At 32.3% G+C, this 23168-nt stretch carries 24 protein-coding genes and 3 tRNA genes; 12 read left to right on the top strand and 15 right to left on the bottom strand.

The features are described 5' to 3' along the window. Positions 1-32 precede the first annotated feature (32 nt). Positions 33-1274 carry a TRAFs-binding domain-containing protein gene (locus HNQ90_RS15520; protein WP_144116424.1) on the top strand — a complete coding sequence of 414 codons (1242 nt, stop codon included), beginning with the start codon at positions 33-35 and terminating at the stop codon, positions 1272-1274. A 9-nt stretch (positions 1275-1283) separates the two neighbouring features. Here HNQ90_RS15520 and HNQ90_RS15515 read toward each other — a convergent pair whose 3' ends face one another. The 6 genes from HNQ90_RS15515 to tgt form a co-directional block, all read right to left on the bottom strand. Next, positions 1284-2540: an asparagine synthetase B gene (locus tag HNQ90_RS15515; RefSeq protein ID WP_172625874.1), complete on the bottom strand. Its 1257-nt coding sequence runs from the start codon at positions 2538-2540 to the stop codon at positions 1284-1286. Positions 2541-2682: 142 nt separating this feature from the next. Beyond that, positions 2683-4224 (bottom strand): replicative DNA helicase, encoded by a 1542-nt coding sequence (gene dnaB, locus HNQ90_RS15510; RefSeq protein WP_144116599.1) that lies wholly within the window; start codon positions 4222-4224, stop codon positions 2683-2685. Between the two features lie 168 nt (positions 4225-4392). After that, the gene (locus HNQ90_RS15505; RefSeq protein ID WP_144116425.1) at positions 4393-5346 is read right to left on the bottom strand and encodes an acetyl-CoA carboxylase carboxyltransferase subunit alpha; all 954 of its coding nucleotides are present in this window, start codon (positions 5344-5346) and stop codon (positions 4393-4395) included. A gap of 69 nt (positions 5347-5415) precedes the next feature. Then, the gene (locus HNQ90_RS15500; RefSeq protein WP_144116426.1) at positions 5416-6312 is read right to left on the bottom strand and encodes a DMT family transporter; all 897 of its coding nucleotides are present in this window, start codon (positions 6310-6312) and stop codon (positions 5416-5418) included. Continuing rightward, a complete protein-coding gene (locus HNQ90_RS15495; RefSeq protein WP_144116427.1) occupies positions 6299-7375 on the bottom strand; it encodes an LptF/LptG family permease in 1077 nt (358 codons plus the stop codon). Before HNQ90_RS15495 ends, HNQ90_RS15500 begins: the two co-directional genes overlap by 14 nt. Before the next feature lie 63 nt (positions 7376-7438). Beyond that, positions 7439-8569: a tRNA guanosine(34) transglycosylase Tgt gene (tgt, locus tag HNQ90_RS15490; RefSeq protein ID WP_144116428.1), complete on the bottom strand. Its 1131-nt coding sequence runs from the start codon at positions 8567-8569 to the stop codon at positions 7439-7441. Between the two features lie 227 nt (positions 8570-8796). On the opposite strand from tgt, the gene HNQ90_RS15485 reads away from it, so the two are divergent. Further along, the gene (locus HNQ90_RS15485; protein ID WP_260847850.1) at positions 8797-9432 is read left to right on the top strand and encodes a PorT family protein; all 636 of its coding nucleotides are present in this window, start codon (positions 8797-8799) and stop codon (positions 9430-9432) included. Positions 9433-9507: 75 nt separating this feature from the next. Here the strand turns inward: HNQ90_RS15485 and HNQ90_RS15480 are convergent, their stop codons facing one another. Continuing rightward, positions 9508-10614 (bottom strand): FKBP-type peptidyl-prolyl cis-trans isomerase, encoded by a 1107-nt coding sequence (locus tag HNQ90_RS15480; protein ID WP_144116430.1) that lies wholly within the window; start codon positions 10612-10614, stop codon positions 9508-9510. A gap of 83 nt (positions 10615-10697) precedes the next feature. Between HNQ90_RS15480 and HNQ90_RS15475 the strand changes: the two genes are divergently transcribed. After that, a complete protein-coding gene (locus HNQ90_RS15475) occupies positions 10698-11081 on the top strand; it encodes an RNA-binding S4 domain-containing protein (RefSeq protein ID WP_144116431.1) in 384 nt (127 codons plus the stop codon). A gap of 104 nt (positions 11082-11185) precedes the next feature. Beyond that, on the top strand, positions 11186-11689 hold the full coding sequence (locus HNQ90_RS15470; RefSeq protein ID WP_144116432.1) for a phosphoribosyltransferase domain-containing protein: 504 nt from the start codon (positions 11186-11188) through the stop codon (positions 11687-11689). Here HNQ90_RS15470 and HNQ90_RS15465 read toward each other — a convergent pair. Continuing rightward, a complete protein-coding gene (locus HNQ90_RS15465) occupies positions 11681-12202 on the bottom strand; it encodes a shikimate kinase (RefSeq protein WP_144116433.1) in 522 nt (173 codons plus the stop codon). The two genes, HNQ90_RS15470 and HNQ90_RS15465, sit on opposite strands and share 9 nt — an antisense overlap. A 148-nt stretch (positions 12203-12350) precedes the next feature. Between HNQ90_RS15465 and HNQ90_RS15460 the strand changes: the two genes are divergently transcribed. The 8 genes from HNQ90_RS15460 (at position 12351) to HNQ90_RS15425 (ending at position 18093) form a co-directional block, all read left to right on the top strand. Further along, positions 12351-12423: transfer RNA gene (locus HNQ90_RS15460), tRNA-Lys, on the top strand. A gap of 254 nt (positions 12424-12677) precedes the next feature. Then, positions 12678-12750: transfer RNA gene (locus HNQ90_RS15455), tRNA-Lys, on the top strand. A 257-nt stretch (positions 12751-13007) separates the two neighbouring features. Further along, positions 13008-13093 (top strand) — tRNA-Leu (locus HNQ90_RS15450). Positions 13094-13217: 124 nt separating this feature from the next. After that, the gene (locus HNQ90_RS15445; RefSeq protein ID WP_144116434.1) at positions 13218-14117 is read left to right on the top strand and encodes a MerR family transcriptional regulator; all 900 of its coding nucleotides are present in this window, start codon (positions 13218-13220) and stop codon (positions 14115-14117) included. A 44-nt stretch (positions 14118-14161) separates the two neighbouring features. Continuing rightward, positions 14162-15634 carry a phytoene desaturase family protein gene (locus tag HNQ90_RS15440; protein WP_144116435.1) on the top strand — a complete coding sequence of 491 codons (1473 nt, stop codon included), beginning with the start codon at positions 14162-14164 and terminating at the stop codon, positions 15632-15634. Beyond that, positions 15631-16470 (top strand): phytoene/squalene synthase family protein, encoded by an 840-nt coding sequence (locus tag HNQ90_RS15435; RefSeq protein ID WP_144116436.1) that lies wholly within the window; start codon positions 15631-15633, stop codon positions 16468-16470. The genes HNQ90_RS15440 and HNQ90_RS15435 overlap by 4 nt, the downstream gene beginning before the upstream one ends. A gap of 9 nt (positions 16471-16479) precedes the next feature. Then, on the top strand, positions 16480-16929 hold the full coding sequence (locus tag HNQ90_RS15430) for a sterol desaturase family protein (protein WP_144116437.1): 450 nt from the start codon (positions 16480-16482) through the stop codon (positions 16927-16929). A 21-nt stretch (positions 16930-16950) separates the two neighbouring features. Continuing rightward, complete coding sequence (locus HNQ90_RS15425; protein ID WP_144116438.1) at positions 16951-18093, top strand: lycopene cyclase family protein; 1143 nt, start codon at positions 16951-16953, stop codon at positions 18091-18093. 20 nt (positions 18094-18113) lie between these two features. Here HNQ90_RS15425 and HNQ90_RS15420 read toward each other — a convergent pair whose 3' ends face one another. The 7 genes from HNQ90_RS15420 to ruvX all read right to left on the bottom strand — a co-directional run bounded on the left by HNQ90_RS15420 (position 18114) and on the right by ruvX (position 23097). After that, positions 18114-19079, bottom strand: a complete 966-nt coding sequence (locus tag HNQ90_RS15420; protein ID WP_144116439.1) for a D-2-hydroxyacid dehydrogenase — start codon at positions 19077-19079, stop codon at positions 18114-18116. 71 nt (positions 19080-19150) lie between these two features. Beyond that, positions 19151-19714: a TlpA family protein disulfide reductase gene (locus HNQ90_RS15415; RefSeq protein WP_144116440.1), complete on the bottom strand. Its 564-nt coding sequence runs from the start codon at positions 19712-19714 to the stop codon at positions 19151-19153. Between the two features lie 69 nt (positions 19715-19783). After that, a complete protein-coding gene (locus HNQ90_RS15410; protein WP_144116441.1) occupies positions 19784-20665 on the bottom strand; it encodes an anti-sigma factor in 882 nt (293 codons plus the stop codon). A gap of 74 nt (positions 20666-20739) precedes the next feature. Beyond that, positions 20740-21411, bottom strand: a complete 672-nt coding sequence (locus tag HNQ90_RS15405) for a Crp/Fnr family transcriptional regulator (protein WP_144116442.1) — start codon at positions 21409-21411, stop codon at positions 20740-20742. A 115-nt stretch (positions 21412-21526) separates the two neighbouring features. Next, on the bottom strand, positions 21527-21955 hold the full coding sequence (locus HNQ90_RS15400) for a DUF5606 family protein (RefSeq protein ID WP_144116443.1): 429 nt from the start codon (positions 21953-21955) through the stop codon (positions 21527-21529). Positions 21956-22009: 54 nt separating this feature from the next. After that, a complete protein-coding gene (gene def, locus HNQ90_RS15395; RefSeq protein WP_144116444.1) occupies positions 22010-22600 on the bottom strand; it encodes a peptide deformylase in 591 nt (196 codons plus the stop codon). 86 nt (positions 22601-22686) lie between these two features. Then, positions 22687-23097: a Holliday junction resolvase RuvX gene (gene ruvX, locus HNQ90_RS15390; RefSeq protein WP_144116445.1), complete on the bottom strand. Its 411-nt coding sequence runs from the start codon at positions 23095-23097 to the stop codon at positions 22687-22689. Positions 23098-23168 lie beyond the last annotated feature (71 nt).

Raw genomic sequence — 23168 nt, 5'->3', positions numbered from 1 at the left:
CTAACGGCATTAAGAGCTATAAAAATTAACAGATGAAAAAAACATGTTTTGTAATCATTGGATTTGGAACGAAAACCGATTTTGAAACGGGACGTACCATAAATCTCGATAAAACCTTTGAAAGCATTATTAAACCAGTTTTTGAAGACTTAGATATTTTTTGTTTCAGATCCTGCGATTTGCCGCAATCTGGCGTAATAGATGTAAAAATGTATGAAAGTATATTTAAAGCAGATTTTGTAGTAGCAGACATTTCAACATTAAATGCCAATGCCTTGTACGAACTGGGAGTTAGGCACGCCTTAAGACCAAACACAACTATTGTAATTGCCGAAAACAAGGTTAACATACCATTTGATGTAAACCATATTCTAGTTCATTTTTACGAACATTTAGAATCGGATATTGGGTATTCTGAAGTTGTAAGGTTTCAAAAACACCTAAAAATACAAGTCGAAAGCTTTTTGTCTAAACCTGAAACTGACAGCCCTATTTACACCTTTCTACCAAATTTAAAACCGCCTAATTTTTCGGAAAATGAGATTGAAAAAATAGAGGAAACCGTTAAAAGCGAAAGCCATTCAGTTTCGGATTTATTGGATCTGGCCGAACGTAAAACAAAGGCTAGGGAATTCCAATTTGCCAAAGATTTATTTAAAGAAGCCATTAAGAGCAAACCCAATGATAGTTTTATTATTCAACGATTTGCATTAACGACCTATAAATCCAAACAACCATCGGAAGAAGAAGCTTTAAAAGAGGCTCTTAAAATATTAGAATCGCTTAATCCAAAAACCACTACCGATCCCGAAACATTAGGTTTATTGGGCGCCATTAACAAAAGGCTTTACGAAAACAAAGAAAATTTATCGTTTTTAAATGAAGCTATCCATTTTTACGAAAGAGGCTATTACGTAAAACAAGATTATTACAATGGTATTAACGTTGCTTTTCTTTACACTATAAAAGCTAGTTTAAGTACAGATCAATTTGATAAATATGCCAACTACGGACAAGCCAAAAAAATATGGAAAGCGTTACTAAACAAGTGGAGTAAAATTGTGGAAGCTCCAGAGTTTGTAAACAGAGGCGATAAAGAGTGGATTTATGTTACACTTGCAGAAGCCTGTTTTGGTTTAGGCGATTTGGCCAACGAGCAAAACTATTTAAATATGGCTAAAACCATTCCTGATACCGATTTTGCCATAAACACTTATAACGAACAAAAAAATAAGATTCAAAACGCAATGGATACCCTAGACATTATTGAATAATAACATAGATTATGTTTTTTGCTTCTTCTTTTTTGCGGCAGGAAATAAAACATTGTTTAAAATAAGTCTGTAACCTGGTGAAGTAGGGTGCAAATCTAATTCGGTTTTAGCATCCCCTACTCTATGCTGGTAATCTTCCGGATCGTGACCACCATAAAATGTAAAAAAACCTTTCCCTTTTATACCATGGATGTATTTGGCTTCGCCATTTATTTTAGTTTCACCAAGTACCAAAACGTTAGATTTTATTTCTTCTCTATTAAAAGATGTAGTTTGCCCCATAAAACCTTTTACTAAGGCCGTATGATTTTGACATAACATAGTTGGTATTGGATCCCATTTAGCTGAAAATTCCATTAAAGAAAAGTAGTCGGTTGTTTTAGGAATCTTACGTTTTCTCGTCATATCGATGGATGAAAACTCATAAACTTTTGGATTTGTTTCTAGAATATAATTTTTAAATGCAAAGGTTTTATTAAAATCTATTTTGTTTTGATAGCCCGCATCGCTACCATCGCCATCAAACATAGGTTCGCAAATATCAATACCTTCTGCAGAGAGTGCAATATCAAAACTATCAGTCGCACTGCACATGGCAAACATAAAACCACCACCTACAACATAATCTCTAATTTTTAATGCTACGGCCAACTTTTCGTCCGACACTTTACTATATCCTAATTTTTGAGCTAAAGCTTCAGCTGCTTTTTTTTCTTCTATGTACCATGACGACGCTCGATATTGCGAGTAAAACTTCCCGTATTGTCCCGTAAAATCTTCATGGTGAAGATGCAACCAATCGAAAAGTAACAAACCATCGTTTAAAACCTCTTCATCGTATACGGTTTCATAAGGAATTTCGGCATATTTTAAAACCATAGTAACAGCATCATCCCAAGGTTGCTTCCCATTTGGTGTATAAACCGCAATTTTTGGAGCTTTTTCTAAAACCACAGCTTCCATATTTTGACTTGGGCTCGCTATGTCTGCTAAAATTTGTTCTGCTTTAGCATTAGAAAGCACCTCGAAAGACACGCCCCTAATTTGGCATTCTCGCTGAATAGATTCGGTATCTGGTAACAAAAAAGAACCTCCTTTATAATTAAGTAGCCATTTTACCTTTAGCTGTTTATTGAGTGTCCAATACGTTATTCCGTATGCTTTTAAATGATTTTTTTGACTTTCCACATCCATAGGAATTAGGATGTAAGACGCAAACATTTGTGTAGAACAGAATATTATTAATATGAATAGGGCTTTCTTCATAGGTTGAAAGATACTCAAAAAATATGCCTGATTAAAAATTTTATAAAAATATTAGATGTTAAAAAATACCGCTACAACTAGAACCACGTTCACTTAAAAAAATGAAAGGAATTAAGGTTATTCAATTTAAGTTCTTCGATAATTAAAACGGTACTTCGTTATCATCGTCATCATTAAACGAACTTCCAAAAGCTTGATCTGGACTTGCTTTAAAATTATCTGTTTTAAAAGTATCATCATTAGCGGCCGCATTCATTTTAGAATGAAACTCGAATGGTGAATCAAAATCTTCTAGGTTATCAAATTTACCTAAGTGTCCAATAAACTTTAAACGAATATTTTCTAAACCACCATTACGGTGCTTTGCTACAATAAATTCGGCTTGACCTTCGGTTGGCGAACGCTCTTCATCATCCCATTCGTCAATTTTATAATATTCTGGTCTAAAGATAAAGCTTACAATATCGGCATCCTGCTCGATCGCTCCAGATTCACGTAAATCTGAAAGTAACGGACGTTTACTTCCTCCACGAGTTTCAACCGCACGCGATAACTGCGAAAGTGCGATAACCGGAACCATAAGTTCTTTTGCTAAGGCTTTAAGGTTTCGAGAAATCATCGATATTTCTTGTTCACGGTTTCCACCATGATTACTACCACCCGTCATTAACTGTAAATAATCAATCATGATTAATTTAATACCATGTTGCGAGGATAAACGACGTGCTTTTGCTCTTAAATCGAAAATAGAAAGTGATGGCGTATCATCAATAAACAATGGTGCTTTTTCTAAGCCCTTAACTTTAACGTTAAGTTGCTCCCATTCATGTTTTTCAAGTTTACCTGTTCTTAATTTTTCAGAAGAAAGCCCGGTTTCACTTGAAATTAAACGGGTAATTAATTGTACAGAAGCCATCTCTAAAGAGAAAAATGCCACTGGCATATTTTGATCTACAGCAATATTTCTAGCCATAGATAATGTTAAAGCTGTTTTACCCATACCAGGACGTGCAGCAATAATAATTAAATCTGAAGGTTGCCAACCAGAAGTTAACTTATCTAATTTATTGAAACCAGTTGGAATTCCACTTAGACCTTCTTTATTTGAAATTTCTTCAATTTTCTTTTTAGCCTGAATTACTAAATCTTGCGCAGTTTCACTTGACTTTTTAATATTACCCTGTGTAACTTCGTACAATTTGGATTCTGCTGTATCTAATAAATCGAAAACATCTCTAGTTTCATCGTAAGCCTCTTCAATAATCTCACTTGATATTTTAATTAAACTACGCTGAATAAATTTCTGTAAAATAATACGTGCATGGAACTCGATATGTGCAGAAGAAGACACCTTTTGAGTAAGAGAAATTAAATAAAAATCGCCTCCAGATAATTCTAGTTTTGAGTTTTTCTTTAATTGCGTAGAAACGGTTAATAAGTCGACCGGCTCGCTATTTTCAAATAACTGAAAAATAGCTTCAAAGATATGTTGATGGGCTTCTTTATAAAATGCATCTGCACTTAAAATATCGATAACTTCATCGACACCTTTTTTATCAATCATCATTGCACCTAGCACAACCTCTTCTAAATCAAGAGCTTGCGGTGGTATCTTACCTTTTTCTAGGTTGATAATAGTACTTTTATCAACTTTATAGCCTTGTAAATTATTGGGTTGTTTCATAGCAACGAAAGTAATTAAAAAGAAAATGGTTTTGGTAAATAATCGTATTTCAATGTTCACCACTCGTTAACAATTGAACTGTTAATAAGTCATAAATATTGTGAATAAGCATAAAAAAACTGAAGTTATTCACCTCAGTCTTTTCTAATAAATTTTGTTTTAAAAGTTCTAGCCTTTGTATACGCCCATTTGAGCATATTTATCCATACGTTGTGCTACTAAATCTTTTGGAGATAAGTCTTTTAACTCATTATAATTTTTCACGATGGCATCGCTAACAGATTTAAATGTTTTTGCTCTGTCTCTGTGTGCACCTCCTAAAGGTTCTTTTATAATACCATCAACTAACTTCAGTCTTTTCATATCTGTAGCAGTTAATTTTAACGCTTCGGCAGCTTGTTCTTTATATTCCCAGCTTCTCCATAAAATAGAAGAACAAGATTCTGGCGAAATTACAGAGTACCACGTGTTTTCCAACATTAAAACTCTATCTCCTACTCCTATTCCTAATGCACCTCCTGAAGCTCCTTCTCCTATAACAATAGTTATTACAGGTACCTTAAGGCGTGTCATTTCTAAAATATTTCTAGCAATAGCTTCTCCTTGTCCGCGCTCTTCAGCTTCTAAACCAGGATAAGCACCAGGAGTATCTAAAAGCGTTACTACAGGAATGCCAAATTTTTCGGCAGACTTCATTAAGCGTAAAGCTTTTCTATAGCCTTCAGGATTTGCCATCCCGAAATTTCTATATTGTCTTGTTTTAGTATTAAAACCTTTTTGTTGACCAATAAACATAAAGCTTTGGTCCCCAATTTTACCTAAACCACCAATCATTGCTTTATCGTCTTTAAAGCTTCTATCGCCGTGTAATTCTAAAAAAGAAGAACCACAAATGGCTTTAATATGATCTAAAGTATATGGGCGTTCTGGATGGCGTGACAATTGTACACGCTGCCAAGGTGTTATATTTTTATAAATTTCTTTTTGAGTAGCCGCTAACTTCTTTTCAATCTGTTTACAAGTTTCTGTAACATCAACTTCACTTTCATCTCCAATGACCTTACACTTTTGTAACTGGTCTTCTAGTTCTTTTATTGGCAATTCAAATTCTAAATATTCCATAAGAATTTCTTTTTTGGCTATTAGCTTTAGTTAGATGGCAAATATAAAAACTTTAATTTTGTTTAAGGGCTATGGCGTCTTTCTTTTTAACTTTTTACTGTTTTTAAGTATCCCGTTTAAAAGCACAACACTAATTATAACAAGTGCTCCATAATAAAATGATGTACTCATTTTTTCTGTTTCTGGAAATAAAATAAAGGCCATTGCAATACCATAAACAGGCTCTAAATTATAGGTTAATACCACAGTATAAGGACTTATGCTTTTCATTATATATACTGAAGCTATAAATGCATAGGCCGTACAAACAGAAGCTAGAATGAACAAACTCCAAAAATCTGATAGGCTTAAAATAAAGAAATCCTTGGTAAACCCTTCGCCAAATAACATAATATAAATACTAATAAATGCTACGCCACTAATAAACTCGTAAAAGGAAATAACAGTTGCAGAATGTTTTTTTAAAAAATGACCGTTTAGAACAGCAAATAACGAAGACAAAAAGGCCGATAAAATCCCTAAAACAATTCCTGTAAGGTATTTTATTTCACTTTGTGTAATAATGAACACTCCTATTATTACAATAACGCCAAACAGTATTTCGTACCAAATAATGGAACGCTTATAAATAATAGGTTCTATTAATGATGCAAAAAAAGCACCTGTTGAGAACATGGCTAATGTTATGGATATATTTGAGGCATCGATGGCCCCAAAAAAGGTAATCCAGTGTAATGCAATAATAACTCCAGCCACAAATAGGCTTAAAAACGATTTTAAAGTTATTTTCAGTTTAACTTTAACTAATAAAACATAAATAAAAATTAACACGGTAGCCATTACCATTCTAAACCAAACTAAAGGAATAGCCGTAATAGTTATTATTTCACCTAAAATAGCTGTAAAACCTGCTATAAAAACTAAAAGGTGAAGGTGAAGAAAGTTTTTTATTTTATCGCTTAGCATTATACAACATATATGCTGCTAAAATACCAAATAAGATATTAGGAAACCATACCGCAATAATTGGGCTGAAATCGGATTGCTCTGCCATAACACCAAAGATTTTATCAAAAAAAACAAAAACCATAGCAATACATATACCTATAGCTAAGTTAACGCCCATTCCACCACGTCGTTTTTTTGAAGACACCGCCAAAGCAATAATAGTTAAGATAAAAACAGAAACCGGTAAACTCCATTTTCTATATAATACCAATTTAAAACGCCCCACGTTTGAGGATCCTCTTGCTTCTTCTTTATCTATAAATTCTTTAAGCTCGCCATACATTTTAGTTTCGGCAGCATAAATTTCAGGGATTAGCTCATCGACATCAAAAGCGAACAATGTATCTTTTCTTCTTAGAACTTCGATTTCATCCTCGTGTTCTCCAATATCACGCTTTAAATAGTTTGTTAATCTATAAATAGTATCTTCGGGCAAGTATCTAATATTACTAGCTGTAATTTTATATTTAAGTTTATTATCTTCAAAATGCTCTAAAGTAAAGTTATTACCTACTTTGTTTTTCACATTAAAATTACTAACATAAATAATTTCGTTGTCATTAATTTGCCTAAACACATTGGTGTTATCGACAGCGCTTTTTCCTTTTTTAAAGTACTTATAACTAAAATCGTTAAAACCTTCGCTAGCTTTAGGTGCTAAATATAAACCTAGAATTATTGAAAAAACAGCAACAATAGCAGCTCCAATTAAATATGGTCTTAAAAACCTAGAGAATGACACTCCAGAACTTAAAAAGGCAATAACCTCTGTATTGTTAGCTAATTTTGAAGTAAACCAAATTACAGAAATAAATAGAAAAAGAGGAAAAAGTAAATAACTAAAGTAAATAGTAAAATCTAATAGGTAAGCCATTACCTCTCCAAAAGGCACTTCGTTTTCAAGTATTTTACCAATTTTTTCAGCAAGGTGAACTGTTATCATTATTGGTATAAATAATAATAGCAACATGGTAAAAGTAAACAAATACCGTTTTAATATGTACCAATCAAGTATTTTCATTTTTTGCTTTCCTTCAAAAAAAAGATATCAATAACGCTTAAATAATTAATATCTATTTATGTTTTACAAACGGTTATCCATTTGTTTAACCATTTTATCTTTCCAGGTTCTAAAATCTCCTGCTAATATATGTTTTCTTGCTTCTCGAACCAACCATAAATAAAACCCTAGATTATGTATTGTTGCTATTTGTTTACCCAACAACTCATTAACAGTAAATAGATGTCTTAAATAAGCTTTACTATATTCGGTGTCCACGAAAGTAATTCCCATGTCATCAATAGGAGAAAAATCGTCTGCCCACTTTAAGTTTTTAATATTTATGCTTCCATGCGCTGTAAATAACATACCATTTCTAGCATTACGAGTTGGCATAACACAATCAAACATATCTACACCTAACGCAATATTTTCTAAAATATTGATTGGTGTACCCACACCCATTAAATATCTTGGTTTTTCTTCGGGTAAAATAGAACACACTACATCGGTCATGGCATACATTTCTTCTGCAGGTTCACCTACTGAAAGTCCTCCAATAGCATTACCAACAGCTCCCGAATTTGCTATGTATTCTGCTGATTGTTTACGTAAATCTGTATATGTACTTCCTTGAACAATAGGGAAAAACGCTTGGTTATAATCGTATTTCAAAGGTGTTTTTTCTAAATGATTTATACATCTATCTAACCAACGATGCGTCATGTGCATAGATCGTTTTGCATAATTGTAGTCGCATGGATATGGTGTACACTCATCAAAAGCCATAATAATATCGGCTCCAATGGAACGTTGAATTTCCATTACATTTTCTGGTGTAAATGTATGGTAGCTTCCATCAATATGCGATTTAAACTTTACACCTTCTTCCTTAATTTTTCTATTGGCCGATAAAGAATAGACTTGGTAACCTCCAGAATCGGTTAAAATATTTCTATCCCAATTCATAAATTTATGAAGTCCGCCAGCCTTTTCTATAATATGAGTTTGAGGACGTAAATACAAATGATAGGTATTACCTAAAATAATATCGGGATTTATATCATCTTTCAATTCGCGTTGATGCACTCCTTTTACTGTTGCTACAGTACCTACTGGCATAAAAATAGGCGTTTCTATAACACCATGATCTGTAGTTAATTTCCCTGCTCTTGCTTTGCTTTGAGCGTCTTTTGCTAGTAATTCGAATTTCATTATTTCAACAGTATAAAGCGGCAAAGATATAGAATACCCATTACCAAATAAAATAAGTGCAAGTAATAAGTTTTTTTATTTTAGAAATACGTAATATTTGTATTATTTTACCATTTGAAAATAAGGTATATGAATACTAAAAAACAAAAATGATAGCTTAAAAACGAAATAAATTACTTTTGGCAACGTTTTTGTTACTGTTAATGAAATCTAAAAAAACGAACATTATGAAAAGTTTACAAAACTTTCACGACCACTTTAAAAATTATAGTGGCGTGAGTAAAAATCTATTTTTAATTTTAATTACTGCTATTGCTTTACCTATAACTGCAATGGCTCAAACACAGCAAGGTATTGGAATAAAAGGTGGACTAAATTACAATGCTAATGGCGATTATTTTGAATCTATTAGCGATAATTACAGCAACCCAGATAGAAATGTAGGATATCATATTGGGTTATTTGGTAAAGTTGGAGAAGACATTTACTTTAAACCAGAAGTAGTTTATACCAGCACAAAAAGTGATTATAATGACGACACGTTTAGTATGCAAAAGTTAGATGCACCGCTTTTGGTTGGTATAAAAATTTTAGGGCCAATTAGTGTTTTTGGAGGACCTTCGTTACAATACATTTTAGATACCGAATTTGAAGGTATTACTATAGATAATGTAGAAGAAGATTTTTCGGTGGGCTTAAACTTTGGAATTGCTCTTAACTTTAAAAAGTTAGGAATAGATTTAAGATACGAACGCGGATTTAGTGAGAACGAAGCCACATTTATAGGTAACAATGGTATTAATGTGGATAGACTAGATACAAGACCAGATCAGCTTATTTTAAGTTTATCGTTGTTGCTTTAATAATTGCAATTCTTATAAAACTAAAAAACCTCGCTTTTGCGAGGTTTTTTAGTTTTATAAAGTGTTGTTGCTTTACTAGTAATCGTCAGTATTATTTATTTCTATAATATCTGCATCTAAATGATCTCCAATATTATTACCGTTTGAATCTACAATTTTTAAAGTTTTAATAGTAATTACACCTTCAACTTCAGTTCTCCCTACTTCAAACTCCATGGTATCATCTAAAGTTGGTTCTGCGTCACCATTATTAGTATCTACTACATAGGTATTAGATTGTAATTCGTCTCTAGTTAATACACCATCGGCATCATCATCAGAATCACCATAATTTGCAAAGCCATCACCATCAGTATCATCATCAGTTTCATCTGTTAAATCTTCGTAATTAACAGTGTATTCACCGTCGCTTCCTGGTGTACCATCTGCTTTATATAAATCTTCAAGATACGATGGGATACCATCAAAATCATGATCATTTTCAAATGTTTGTAACAAATCAAACTTAAATACTAAAGGTGAGTAAGAAGAAATACCCGTTGTAGCTCCAGAAAAATAACCTAATCCAGAAGGTAAAAACATAACACCTACACCACGGTTGGTAAAGTTAACAACACCATCGTCTCCATCCATAAAACCTTCTGCTACGTTAAAATCTACAAGAACTTTTCTCCAAGCTGGAATTAACGAAGTTAAATCAAAATCTACAGGGGTAGCCGCACTATCAAATACACTATTCTCTAGAGTAAACCCCTCATAATTAACACGAACTGTATCAGAAAAGTTTGGAGAATCAGCCCCTCCACCTTGATTTAATTTCAAAATATAAATTTTGTATTCTGTATCTAAATATTCAACTGTTTTAGTAATTAATGCAGAACCAGGAACATCTAATAAATCGCCTAGCAACGTGTTACCATCTTCTAAAGTTTCTCCATCTAGAAGTTCTTCTATATTTAAATCAGCAAGACTTGGGTTGGTATTAGAGTCGCCAAAAGCACTAGAGTTATAATAGTGTCTTTCTAAATAATCAACTAATAAAGAATCGTCTATAACCTGTTGTTCTGTTCTATCGGCAACTTCAATGGTAACAGTTGTACTACCATTATCGTCGTCTTTCTTACAAGAAGAAAATATTAAAACAAAACTTAATATAAAAAAACCTATTTTTCTTAAACTCATTATTACGTATTTTTGAGGCTGCAAGATACAATTTTAATATAATCTTGCACAACATTATTAACGCCCTTTAACACATTAATTATATGCGTGTAGATAAATATTTATGGTGTATTAGATATTATAAAACAAGAACAATAGCCACAACTGCTTGCAAAAAAGGACAGGTTAGGGTGAATGATGATGTTGTTAAACCTAGCCGCGAGGTTTACCCTTTAGACACTATTCAATTAAGAAAGGAACAAATAAATTATAAGATAAAGGTTAATGATATTCCAGAAAGTAGAATTGGAGCAAAACTCGTAGACCTTTACCGAACAGATATTACACCAAAAGAACAATTTGAGGCCAAGGAACTTTTAAAATACTCTAAAGACTATTATAGAAAAAAAGGAACTGGAAGACCTACTAAAAAAGATAGACGAGATATTGATGATTATACAGATGAAACAACGATAACTGATATATAACTATTTACTATAATTTATATTACTGTTAAATTTGACCGCCGAATAAAATATAATAAACAAATAAAAATGAGTAATTTTAACCTTTAATTTATATAACCAAAATTATGACTGTTAAGACTAATGTTATTCTTAATCACAACGAAATTAACCATAAAATAAGACGCATTGCCTTTCAAATTTATGAAAGTAATGTTAATGAAAAAGAGGTTGTTCTTGCTGGAATAGACAAGAATGGTTATGTATTTGCAAAAAAATTAAAAACTGTACTTCAAAAAATATCTGATATAACACCAGTACTTTGTAAAGTTAGTATTGATAAAAAACACCCTTGGCAAGAGGTAAAAACATCTATTAAAGAAGAAGAATACAAAAACAAATCTATTGTACTCGTGGATGATGTTTTAAACTCTGGCACCACTTTAATTTATGGTGTAAAACACTTTTTAAATGTGCCATTAAAACAATTTAAAACAGCTGTATTAGTAAATAGAAACCATAAAAAATACCCTGTAAAAGCAGATTTTAAGGGTATTTCATTATCTACCTCGCTACATGAACATATAGACGTGGTTTTAGAAGGTAAGGTGTTTAGTGCTGTTTTAGAATAGTTGAAGAACGATATCCTCGACAACATCATCTTTAGTTTTATTATCAATTGAAACTTTAATTTCAGCTCGACTGTAATACTGAGAGCGCTCAAACAAATGCTTCCCTATAAACTCGGTCATCTCCTCTATAGTTTCTATATGAGAAATTAAAGGACGTTTTGCTTTTTTTAGCAATAGTTTATTTGCCAATGTTGGTAATGTGGCCTTTAAATAGATACACTTAGCATGTTCTGATTTTAAAATAACATCCATATTACCACTATAACACGGTGTTCCTCCACCAACTGATAAAATAGTGTTATTTTCAGACTCCAATAAAGCTTTTAAATAATGCGCTTCTTGCTTTCTAAAATAGATTTCTCCTTTGGTTTTAAATATCTCACTAACCGACATATTTTCTTTTTCTTCTATAAAATCATCTAAATCTAGAAAATTATAATTCAATTTTTTTGCTAATTTCTTTCCAATTGACGTCTTTCCAGATGCCATATACCCTATTAAAATAATTATCATTTTCTCGTTATAAATTGATTCTTAAAAACATACGTATTCCGAGTGCAAAAAAACAAAAATTTATTTAAAAAAACCCTTGTATAATTAAAAATAGGTACTATATTTGCACCCGCTAACAACAACGTATGTTATGTTAGTTTGGAATAATGACCTGGTAGCTCAGTTGGTAGAGCATCTCCCTTTTAAGGAGAGGGTCCTGGGTTCGAGCCCCAGCCCGGTCACAAACAGAAAGCCTGAAACTTTAGTTTCGGGCTTTTATATTTTTAACTCTTTTCTATTTACCTCCTCCCTATTAAAGCTCAAGACATCTGTTTTATTAATATTTTTATTCTAAATATTCAAACTCAAACTTAGGTTCCACGTGCCTCAAATTCCGTTTCCAAATATTGAAGTTAAAAAATCCTTGCATAATTAAAAATAGGTACTATATTTGCACCCGCTAACAAAAACACATGTTATGTTAGTTTGGAATAATGACCTGGTAGCTCAGTTGGTAGAGCATCTCCCTTTTAAGGAGAGGGTCCTGGGTTCGAGCCCCAGCCCGGTCACAAACAAAAAGCCTGAAACATTAGTTTCAGGCTTTTTTATTTTAATCTCTTATTTTTTCCAAGTCCTAATAGCAAATTAAACTTTTTTAAATTGCGTTAACCACAGTAAACCAACTAAATATTGGCTTATTAAACAGTAATTCGCTTACATACAACCAAAAACCCCACATTTCAAAAGATTAAATTATTTAATTATTTTGGAAAAATTAAGTTACCCTATATTGCTTAACTTTTTATACTTTTGCCATCCTTATAATGCGCACGTGGCGGAATTGGTAGACGCGCTGGCTTGAGGGGCCAGTATCCGTTTTAGGATGTGGAAGTTCGAATCTTCTCGTGCGCACTTTTTTACCAAAAACAACACTACAATTTTTCCTACTCTTACTTCGAAATATACTTTTTATTACTAAAAATTAGAGAATTCACATTAAAAAAACATACTTTTGTTTAACTTAAATTCATTTTAGATGAACAACATTAAAGTTAACTTTAGTATTAAAGACCTCGAAAACCTTACAGGAATTAAGGCACATACCATTCGTATTTGGGAAAAACGCTATAATTTACTTAGTCCACAAAGATCTGACACCAATATTAGAAACTACAGTTTATCTAGTTTTCAAAAACTATTAAATATATCTTACCTTAATAATAATGGATTAAAAATTTCGAAGATTGCAGACCTTAAACCCGAACAAATCCCTATTAAAGTTAGAGAAATAGCCTCTAGAGCTCGCGCCGAAGACTACTCCATTAACGCACTAAAAATGGCTATGATAAACTTTGATCAAGTTTTATTTTATAGCACTTATAATAATCTTTTAGATTCAAAAACATTTAGCGAAATTTTCTATTCTGTATTTCTTCCATTGCTAGAAGAAATAGGCATGCTTTGGCAAACAAACACTATAACTCCAGCTCATGAGCATTTTATATCGGTACTTATAAAACAAAAAATCCTTATAAACACAGAACGTTTACAACTATTAGAGCCCAAACCAAGTACTAGTACTTTTGTTTTATTCCTTCCGGAAAACGAAATTCATGACATAGGCCTTCTATTTATTAATTACCAACTTAGAAGTAAAGGCTACCATACTATTTTTCTTGGTGAAAGTGTACCTATGGAAAACTTAAATAATTTACTTGAATTCTTCGATGAAATTACTTTTGTATCCTATTTTACAGTATATCCGGAAAGTAAAGACATTCAAGATTATTTAGATAAATTTAAAAGTTTAATTTTAAATAAGGAAAACACCAGACTCATGCTTTTAGGTAAAAAATTTTCTGATGTGCATGTAGAAAATATTCCGGAAAAAATATCTATCTTTAATTCAATTGAAAATTTAGTTAAACCTTTATAAAAATTTTAATATTGTTTAATTTTTAACTAAATTTGTTAAACAATATGAAAACAACTGTAAATATAATAGGTTCTGGTTTCTCCTCTTTAGCATCAGCATGCTATTTAGCTAAAGCTGGCTACGAAGTAACAATTTTCGAGAAAAACAAAACCATTGGTGGTCGTGCAAGACAACTACAAACCCAAGGTTTCACTTTTGATATAGGTCCAACATGGTATTGGATGCCCGATGTTTTTGAGCGTTTCTTCTCAGATTTCAATAAAAAACCTTCCGATTACTATACTTTAGAAAAATTAAATCCAGCGTATAGCGTTTACTTTGGTAAGGACGATTTTATTACCATAGAAGATACCTTGGAAAAAATTATAATAGCTTTCGAGAAGGAAGAACCTGGAAGTTCAAAAAAACTTAAAACGTTTATTGAACAAGCTAAACACAATTATGATATTGCCATTAAAGATTTAGTATACAATCCTGGTGTCTCGCCTCTAGAGCTAATAACACCGGCTACTATTAAAAAGATAAATCAGTTTTTTAGCACCATAAAAAAAGATGTTAGAAAGTCTTTTAAAAATGATAGGTTAGTAAAAATACTTGAATTCCCTGTATTATTCTTAGGCGCTAAACCTAGTGATACGCCATCATTTTATAGCTTTATGAATTATGCCGATTTTGGACTCGGCACATTTCATCCTAAAAAAGGGATGTATCAAGTTATATTAGCCATTGAAAAGTTAGCAAAATCACTTGGTGTTATTATTAAAACAGAAAACTCTGTTGATAGAATTATCGTAAATAACAAAAAAGCAATAGGTATAGAATCGAAAGGAACAAAATATTATTCTGATGTTGTAGTAAGTGGTGCAGATTACCACCACACCGAAACCTTACTTGATAAATCTTTAAGACAATATACGGAGTCCTATTGGCAGAAGAAGACCTTTGCACCTTCTTCTCTCCTATTTTATGTAGGATTCGACAAGAAACTAAAAAACGTAAACCATCACACTTTGTTTTTTGATGTAGATTTTGATGTACATGCAAAAGCTATTTATGACCATCCCAAATGGCCAGAAAATCCGCTTTTTTATGCGAGCTTTCCCAGTATAACAGATGAGCATGTAGCGCCAGAAGGAAAAGAAGCCGGTATATTTTTAATACCATTAGCTCCAGGACTAGAAGATACTCCTGAATTAAGAGCAACCTATTTTAATAAAATTATAAAACGATTTGAAGAACTAACCTCTCAAAACGTAAAAGATCATGTAATTTTTAAGGAAAGCTTTTGTATTAACGATTTTATAAAAGATTACAACTCATACAAAGGGAATGCTTACGGAATGGCAAATACATTGTTACAAACCGCCTTTTTAAGACCTAAACTAAAAAGTAAGAAAGTAGATAATTTATTTTTTACTGGACAATTAACGGTTCCTGGACCAGGTGTACCACCATCGTTAATCTCTGGAAAATTAGTAGCAGATTTAGTAACAAAACACCATAAACTATTAGTATGAAGTCCTTATTTGATACCGTTTCTTACAGCAGCAGTAAGCTTGTAACTAAGACTTATAGCACATCGTTTTCTTTGGCTACAAAAATGCTATACAAGTCCATTCGTGCCGATATTTATAACATATATGGCTTTGTTAGGTTTGCCGACGAGATTGTTGATTCTTTTCATGATTATGATAAAGAATTATTATTCAATAAATTTTCTGAAGACTTAGAATCAGCATTAACGCATAAAATTAGTTTAAACCCTATATTAAATTCTTTTCAACATACGTTTCATAAATACAACATTGACAAGTCGTTTGTAGATGCCTTTATGAAAAGCATGCGGTTAGATTTACATAAATCCAATTATTTAACCGAAAACGAATATAAAGACTACATATATGGTTCTGCCGATGTAGTTGGCTTAATGTGTTTACGCGTTTTTGTAAATGGAAACGAAGAGAAATTTAACGAGCTTAAAGACACTGCTATGTCTCTTGGCTCTGCGTTTCAAAAAGTGAATTTTTTAAGAGATTTAAAAGCCGATTTTGAAGGTTTAGACCGTACCTATTTCCCCAATACCGATTTAAAAAATCTAGACGAAACATCCAAACAATGTATTATTGACGATATTGAAGCCGATTTTAAAAAAGGATTAAGCGGTATTAAAAAACTACCTATCGAAGCTAAATTTGGCGTTTTTATGGCGTATAGGTATTACAGTCAACTATTAAAAAAGCTTAAAAAAACACCAGCGCTTAAAATTAAAGATTCTAGAATTCGGGTTTCTAATCCGAAAAAAATAGAACTTTTAATGCGTAGTTACGTAAAATATCAATTAAATTTAATGTAAAATTACAACATGCAAACTTTGTATTGGATACTCATATTTATAGGCACCTATTTGTTCATGGAATTTATGGCATGGTTTACACATAAATACGTGATGCATGGTTTTTTATGGCGTTTACACAAAGATCATCACCACAAAGATCATGATAGTTGGTTTGAACGAAATGACGCCTTTTTTATATTTTACGCCGTAGTTAGTATAGGGTTCTTTTTACTATGGAAACATACAAGCTTTTGGGCAGGCTTACCTATAGGTTTAGGTATTTTTGCTTATGGCCTTTCCTATTTTATAGTGCATGACATTTTTATCCATCAACGATTTAAACTTTTTAGAAACGCCAACAATTGGTATGCAAAAGGGGTAAGACGCGCTCATAAAATGCACCACAAGCATTTAGGAAAAGAAGATGGAGAATGCTTTGGCATGCTGTTTGTCCCTTTTAAATATTTTAAAAAATAGATTTCCCAACTTGCATTAACAATGAGTAAAACCCATTTCGACTATATTATTATTGGAAATGGATTGGCTGGTTTACAATTGGCATTAAAAATAGCATCCGATTCTTATTTTAAAAATAAAAGCATAGCGCTTATCGATCCTTCTAGAAAAGATACGAACGATAAAACCTGGAGCTTTTGGGAAACCGAACCGTCAGCATGGAACCATTTACCCCATAACTCGTGGGCTAAAGCTTCAGTTATTACAACAAATAAACACATTGATTTAACCTTAAAACCTTACAGCTATAAATCAATACGCTCTATAGACTTTTATAAGCATGCAATTAGCACGCTCTCGAAAAAAGATAATTTTACGTTCATTATAGAAGAGGTGACGGAGGCACAGGAAAATCAAAATGTACGTGTTTCTACTTTAAAAAACATCTATACGGCCTCTCATGTTTTTGACAGTCGAATTCCTGAGTCTTTTTCAATACATTCAGAAAAAAACATTTCTATAATTCAACATTTTAAGGGATGGGTTATTAAAACCGATAAAAACACTTTCGATAAAAACAGGATTATCATGATGGATTACAGACTGAAAGACGGCGAGCAAACCACATTTACATACGTATTACCATTTTCTGAAACCGAAGCCTTAGTTGAATTCACCTATTTCACCTCCAATATAGTTTCTGAAGAAACTTATGATAATTATATAAAACAATATATAGAGAAGTATTTAAAACTTGAACGTTATACGATAACTGAAACGGAAAGCGGCCAAATACCTATGACTACTTTTCCTTTTGAAAAATTTAATACTAAAAAAGTAACTAAAATTGGTACAGGTGGTGGTTGGGTTAAAGGATCTACAGGCTATTCCTTTAAGCATACCGAAAAAAAAGTAGCTCAAATTATTGAAAATATTAAAACAAACAACACGCCATCTAAACAGCTTTTTAAGGCCCGCTTCAAGTTTTACGATAAGATATTTTTAAAAGTTTTAAAGGATGAAAATTATAAAGGCGAATGGATTTTTGAAAAATTTTATGATAAAAACAGCATTCAAACTATGTTTCGCTTTTTAGACGAAGAATCCACTTTCGTTGAAGAATTAAAAATAATGAGCTCTTTATTTTCGTGGAATTTTATAAAGGCATTCTTTAAAACACTATAATTAAATGTTTAAAAAACGAATTACTTATTAACCACATTAATAGGTTTTCCTTCTAAATAAGCTTTTAAATTTTCAACAGCAGTTTGCATCAATCTGTTTCTAGATGCTTTTGATGCCCAAGCAATATGAGGTGTAATAATACAGTTTTTAGCGCTTAATAACGGGTTATCTGCCTTAATAGGCTCCGAGGAAACAACATCGACTGCAGCTCCAGACACCTTTCCTGAATTTAGAGCATCTTTTAAATGATCTTCAACTATCAACCCGCCACGAGATGTGTTTATAATCATTACGCCATCTTTCATTTTATCAATATTTGTTTTATTGATAATTCCTGTTGTAGCATCGGTTTGCGGACAATGTAAACTAATAATATCCGATGTTTCTAGTAATTCATCCAAAGACACATATTTACAAGTTTCTGTTTCTAGATCTGGATTTTTACTTCGGTTAAAGGCAACAATATTTAAGCCAAAAGCCTCTCCTATTTTCGCAGTAGCTTGCCCAATTTTACCAAAACCAATAATTCCTAAAGTTTTGCCGTCTAGCTCTATAAGTGGTGAATTCCAAAAACAAAAATCTTTAGATTTCGTCCATTCCCCATCCATTACAGCAGCGGCATGATTACCAACATTATGGCACAACTCTAGCAGTAAAGCCATGGTAAATTGCGCTACAGCCTGAGTACCGTAAGTAGGTACATTAGCAACTGTAACACCCAAATCTTTGGCAGCATTTACATCTACCACATTATAACCGGTAGCCAAAACTCCAATATATTTTAATTGTGGCACTTGTTTTAATACCTCTTTAGGAAGTGGTGTTTTATTGGTAAAAACAATTTCGGCATCGCCAATATTCTTTACGATTTCTTTGGTATTATTTCCTGTTCTGTCATAAACAACTACATCACCAAATTGTTCAATACCTTCCCAACTTAAATCTCCTGGATTAAGTGTAAAACCGTCTAATACAACTATATTCAATTTGCTATTTGTTTTTAATTACACAATAAAATTATAGTAAAATTTACGAAAAATTTAGATGGCATAGCTATTTATTTTTTAAGCAAAGTATCAATAGTCTCCCTAACGGTTTCACTATTCCAGTTAGAAGCGCCTGTTTTATCAATTACTATATTTCCTTTTTTATCAATTAGAAATGTTCTAGGAATACTAGAAACATTAAAAACTTCAGGAAATTTGGAAATGGCTTTATACGAACTAAATGAAAATTTATTTTTAATTAGGAAGCTATGCGTAGTTTGAAAATCTTCATTGGTAACAAAAACAAACTCTATTTTATCTTTATAATCCTCATACAATAATTGCATACTAGGCATTTCTGCAATACACGGCGGACACCAAGTGGCCCAAAAGTTTAGCAAAACGACTTTGTTCTTGGTTGTAGTAAAGTTAAAGTTCGTATTGTTTTCACCTTTTAATAGCCATTTATAATCTGTTATTGTACTTAGGTTTGAAGCATCAATTGTAGACGGAGCAAAAAGCGCAAACCCTTTATTTACTAGTATTTGAATAGGTTTTCGAGTTTGTGCCAATAACAAGGCCCCAATTAAAACGAAAAAAACAATATTCTTTATTCTACTTTTATTCAATGTCATATATTAAATCAATAAGGCACAGTTTCAATAATTGAAACCATGCCTTAAATCTAACAAAAAAGTTTAGGTCTATCTAGTAACTGTACCTGTTAAAATAGTTACAGGACCTGTTCCCATAGAAATTACAGTATGGTCGGCTGCGTTATCCGGTACAACATGCGCTAATGGTTTTAAAGTAAAAGGCGCTGCACTATTATCTGGACTTGGCTCTACAGAAATAACAACCGTTTTACCTTTTAAATCCGTTGGAAATGTTACTCCTGTGGCAGTACCCATTACGTAATCCTCTCCTGGATACCCTGGTCCGTTACCTACACTACCTTTAAAAGGTGAAGTAGCTGCATTATCGTCTGCCATAGCAGGATCTAAAAACGTGCCAGTTGATACCGGAGTGCCATCAAAAACAACCCATCCTTCGTATTTCCAGCCCGCCGAAAGGGTTGGTAAATCAAGACCTGCAACGGCAGAGCCACTAGAGTTATCTAAAAACCAAACACCACTAGACTCATTAGTATCATCTTCATCTGTTGGAGTTGCCAAAATATAGTTTCCGGAAACGGAAGCAAAATCTGCAACAATGCCCGCAGAACTTACATTTGCAGAATCTCCTGAAAAATCTCCAATTAACAATTTAGTTTCTGCTGGTGCTGGATCTGGATCGACTGCTGGTTCAATGGTTAATACAAAATTTGTTGCTGCATCAAGCGTCTCTTTTAAAATTGAAAAACTAGTTTCAGATAAATTTCCGTTATCATCTACTGTAAACACGCCCGTAGACACCGGATTCCCATCAACAATTATCCATCCTTCATAGACAAAGTCGTTTCCTAAATTTTCTAATCCATCTAATGAAATATTTAATCTTGATGTTACGGTTCCGTCGTCATCATTACTACAAGAAGTGGCAAAAACTCCTGCCACTAATACTGCTAAAAACATTTTTTTAATCATGATATATTTATTTTAGTTATTTTATACTTCAAAAATATATCACCTATGTTTTATAAAATGTTAGCTATCTAACATTAAGCCGTTTTATGATGGATTCTTATCTCTTTTCTAGTAAATTGAATGATATTTTCTTCCTTTAATTCGTTTAGAAGAATATTTAAAGTGGGTCTTGATGTACCTATTAATGATGCAATATCTTTTTGAGTATATGGATGATGAATAATTTTATCGCCCGTTTTTTCGCAATCGTATCCGTAATCTGAACATAACTCGTCTAAAAACTCAATAAGTCTAGTTTTTGCATCTTTAAAAAGTAAAAGCTGTAATCGTCGTTCTAGTTTTTTGAGCCTAAACCCAATAACCTTATATATTTTTAAACTGAAGGTTTGATTGTCTCGCATTAAATTATGCATGGTATTAACTCCTACAGGGCAAATGCTCGTGTTATTATCTACAGATTGGGCAAATTCTTCTCGCTTTTCTTCACCTAGAATAGCAGTTTCTCCAAAAATTTCGCCACGAGTTAAAATGGCTTTAATAACCTCATTACCATCTTCGCTGTAATAGCCAATTTTTACTTTTCCTTTTTCTATTAGATATACTTTGTTTGCAGAATCCTCCTCAAAGTAGATGTAGTCTTTCTTTTTATAGGCATCAAAATCATGACCTTTTTTATAGGCTTTAAACTTATGCGGACAAAGTACCTTAAATAGGTTTACATCGTCAAAGAACCAGAGAGATTTCATTATGTAAGATAGTTTTGTTAGGTACTAACTGGTCGTAATTTTTTATAACACCTTACAAAAACGCATAAAAAAACCTTCAAGATTTGAAGGTTTTAATTGTAATTATTTATTTTATTTATTCTTCTTCGTCTGCAACAGTTTCAGCTTCTGTAGCTTCTAAACCATCTAACATGTTATGCTCTTGCAATAAGTTATACCACTGAATTACTTTTTTAATATCGCTAGCATACACTCTATCTTCATCGTAATCGGGTAAAACATTAAAGAAGTATTCTTCTAATTTATCTTTACTGTCTTTAGGCTTTACAGATGTTTTCTCTCCGTTTTCCTTCTCTTTAATACTTTGAAAAACTTGACGTAAAGGCACCTCTTCGGTTAATGTATAAATAGCAATTTCACTTAATACACTTACATTGTTTTGCATACTAACCGAAATACGTTTGTTATCTATTAACGATTCTGCTACAAAACCTCCTCTTGTTTGGGTAATTAATTTGTATAACCCTGGTTTTCCTGAAATTGAAATTACTTTTTCTAAGCTCATAAATTATTTTTTGAAAGAGACAAATATCAACTGTTTATTGATGTATTGCAAATATTATCGTTTCTTTTTTTGGTCTGGAAATCGCATGCGGTAGTCTACATTTATTTTCCCTTTAGAAATGTTAGTAAGTCTACCTTTTATTAAACGCTTTTTTAAGCTCGATAACTTATCGGTAAACAAAACACCTTCAATATGGTCGTATTCATGCTGAATTACTCGAGCAATTAACCCATCAAAAGATTCTTTATGTGCTTTAAAGTTTTCGTCTAGATATTCAATAGTAATTTTAGGTTTTCTAAACACATCTTCTCTAACGTCTGGAATACTTAAACAACCTTCGTTAAAAGCCCACTCATCACCTTCTTCTTTAGTAATTTGAGCATTAATAAAAACGCGTTTAAATCCGTTTAGCGCTTTTTGCTCATCTTCACTTAAATCTTCATCTTCTGAAAACGGCGTAGTATCAACCAAAAACATACGAATAGGCAATCCTATTTGAGGGGCCGCAAGACCTACGCCATAAGCATTGTACATGGTTTCGAACATGTTTTCTAGCAACCCTTCAAAATTGGGGTAATCCTTAGTAATATCTTTTGCTTTTTTCTTTAAAACGGCGTCTCCGTAAGCTACAATAGGTAAAATCATTCTCTAAATTATTATTCTTTGCAAAAATACAATACTTATAGTTTATGCTTTGTATTTAATAAAAATTTATTCTCTTTTTTGTTTAGCTATTTAGAATATAAATAACTCTGTAGAATTAGTGTTGCACTAATTTCGTCAATTAATGCTTTGTTTTTTCTCTGGCTTTTTTTCAAGCCACTATCTATCATGGTTTGAAATGCCATTTTAGATGTAAAGCGCTCGTCTACACGTTTAATTGGTATGTTTGGGATTGCTTTTTCTAATTTAGCAAGAAACTTTACAATATGAACTTCGCTTTCGGAAGCAGAATTATCCATTTGTTTTGGTTCGCCAACTAAAAACAACTCAACACTTTCTGTAGCCACGTAGTCTTTTAAAAATACAATTAACTCTTTAGTATTAACTGTAGTTAAACCCGATGCAATTATTTGTAACTCATCTGTAACAGCTATTCCTGTTCTTTTAGTACCAAAGTCTATTGCTAAAATTCTTGACATATTTTTTTTTCAAAAATAACTTAATAAAACAAGAAAGGCCATCCTAGTGGACAGCCTTTTTCGATATTTAA

The organism is Algibacter amylolyticus (assembly GCF_014202225.1).
Classification (GTDB): domain Bacteria; phylum Bacteroidota; class Bacteroidia; order Flavobacteriales; family Flavobacteriaceae; genus Algibacter_B; species Algibacter_B amylolyticus.
Note: the sequence above shows the minus strand (reverse complement) of the source record. Positions and strands in the feature narration are given on the sequence as shown.